Raw genomic sequence first — 1,886 nt, 5'->3', positions numbered from 1 at the left:
GCGTCGATGTGCGGCTCGTCGAGCTGGCTGTCGGGGATGACCGGGGCGCGGTGGCCGAGCAGCTGCGTGCGTCGGTCGTGGGTGCGTCGGTCGCGGGTGTGGTCTCGCTGCTGGCGGTCGAGGGTGACGCCGGTCTGCTGCGTACGGCCGTGCTGACGCAGGCGTTGGGTGATGCGGGTGTGGGTGCGCCGTTGTGGGTGGCGACGCGCGGTGCGGTGTCGGTGGGGCGTTCGGACGGTGCGGTGTGCCCGGACCAGACGTTGGTGTGGGGTCTGGGCCGGGTGGCGGCGTTGGAGCTGCCGGAGCGCTGGGGTGGGCTGGTTGATCTGCCGGAGACGGTGGATGAGCGTGCGCTGTCGCGGCTGGCCGGGGTGCTGGCCGGTGGTGGCGGCGAGGATCAGGTCGCGGTGCGGGCGTCGGGGGTCTTCGGGCGTCGTCTCGTACGGGCCTCGGGGTCCGCGTCGTCGGGTGGTTCGTGGCGGCCCGGTGGTGGGTCCGTTCTGGTCACGGGTGGTACGGGGGCGTTGGGTGCGCGGGTGGCGCGGTGGCTGGTGGCGAGTGGGGCCGAGCATGTGGTGTTGAGCAGCCGTCGTGGTCCGGACGCTCCGGGTGCGGTCGAGCTGCGGGACGAGCTGTCGGCGTCGGGTGCCCGGGTGACGGTGGCGGCCTGTGATGTGGCCGACCGGGATGCGCTGGCGGAGTTGCTGGCGTCGCTGCCGGAGGAGCTGCCGCTGACCGCCGTCATCCACACCGCCGGCGTGCTGGACGACGGCGTACTGGACTCGCTCACGCCCGAGCGGTTCGCCTCGGTGCTCCGCGCGAAGGTCGACGCCGCGCACCACCTGGACGAGCTGACGCGTGCCCTGGACCTGTCGGCGTTCGTGCTCTTCTCCTCGATCACCGGATCGGTGGGTGCGGCCGGTCAGGGCAACTACGCGGCCGCCAACGCCTACCTGGACGCGCTCGCCGAGCGGCGGCGCGCCCAGGGCTTGCCCGCCACGTCGATCGCGTGGGGTCCCTGGGCCGACGGTGGAATGGCCGCGGACCATGCGCTGGGGCGGCGTATGCGGCGCGAGGGCCTGCCGCCGATGGCGCCTGAGCTGGCGCTGACCGCGCTTCGGCAGGCGCTCGACCACGGCGACACGGCCGTGACGGTCGCGGACATCGACTGGGACCGCTTCGTCGGAACCCTCACCGCCGTACGGCCGAGCCCGCTGATCGCCGACCTGCCGGAGACCGCCGCACCGCAGTCCGCGAACGGCCCGGACACCGGGCGCGTGATCACCGACGCCGACACCGCCTCTCCCCTGGGGGAGCGGCTCAGCGGCCTCCCGCGGGCCGAGCAGGACCGCGCGCTGCTGGACCTGGTGCGTACGCACGTCGCGGCGGTGCTGGGTCATGACGGGGCCGAGGCCGTCGAAGCCGGGCGCGCCTTCAAGGAGCTGGGCTTCGACTCGCTCGCGGCCGTCGAACTCCGCAACCGGCTCGGCGCCGCGACCGATCTGCGGCTGCCCGTCACGCTCATCTACGACTACCCGTCGGCGGCCGCCCTCGCCGAGCATCTGCACACGGAGCTGATCGGCACCCGGACCGCCACCGTCCAGGGCGGCGATGTGGCCGTGGCCGTCGATGACGATCCGATCGCGATCGTGGCGATGAGCTGCCGTTTCCCGGGTGGGGTGCGGACGCCGGAGGAGCTGTGGCAGCTGCTCACGGCGGGCGGGGACGCCATCGCGGAGTTCCCGGCCGACCGTGGCTGGGACCTGGCGGGGCTGTACGACCCGGATCCGGACCGTCAGGGCACCTCGTACACGCGCGAGGGCGGTTTCCTCTACGACGTCGCCGACTTCGATCCGGCGTTCTTCGGTATCTCGCCGCGCGAGGCC

Annotated in this window: 1 protein-coding gene; it reads left to right on the top strand. The window is 73.5% G+C overall.

The genetic code is table 11. From position 1 onward, the window contains the following. On the top strand, positions 1-1,886 hold a 1,886-nt coding region (locus LCH29_RS43845), incomplete at both ends, for an SDR family NAD(P)-dependent oxidoreductase (protein ID WP_446467268.1).

This window comes from Streptomyces sp. BRA346 (assembly GCF_052851135.1).
This window is presented reverse-complemented; position numbering and strand designations above follow the sequence as displayed.